This is a genomic window from Burkholderia sp. Bp9016 (assembly GCF_003857765.1).
GTDB lineage: Bacteria > Pseudomonadota > Gammaproteobacteria > Burkholderiales > Burkholderiaceae > Burkholderia.
The window spans coordinates 1-344 of sequence record NZ_QTPY01000102.1; the positions used below are offsets into that span (position 1 = coordinate 1).

Below are 344 nucleotides of genomic sequence, written 5' to 3' on the forward strand. Positions count from 1 at the left end.
GGCTATGCATGGCTCGACACGGGCACGCACGATTCGCTGATCGAGGCGGCAAGCTTCATCGCGACGCTGCAGAAGCGCCAAGGCCTGGTCGTCGCCTGCCCCGAGGAAATCGCGTACCGCAAGCACTGGATCGATGCCGAGCAAGTGCAGAAGCTCGCGCAACCGCTGTCGAAGAACGGCTACGGTAAATATCTGCTGAACATTCTTACGGATCAGGTCGCATGGCCATCACGGTAACTGCTACGGCACTCCCCGAAGTCAAGATCGTCGAGCCGAAGGTGTTCGGCGATGCGCGCGGCTATTTCTACGAGAGCTTCAACGGCCGCGAATTCGCGGAACTCGTC

Annotated in this window: 1 protein-coding gene and 1 pseudogene; both read left to right on the forward strand. The window is 59.9% G+C overall.

What is annotated here, in order from left to right:
* Window positions 1-237 (forward strand): annotated as a pseudogene (locus tag DIE13_RS32630) (glucose-1-phosphate thymidylyltransferase); the annotation flags it as partial.
* The coding region (locus DIE13_RS32635) for a dTDP-4-dehydrorhamnose 3,5-epimerase family protein (RefSeq protein ID WP_148094104.1) at window positions 222-344 on the forward strand (123 nt) is incomplete at its 3' end. The pseudogene DIE13_RS32630 and the gene DIE13_RS32635, both read left to right, overlap by 16 nt.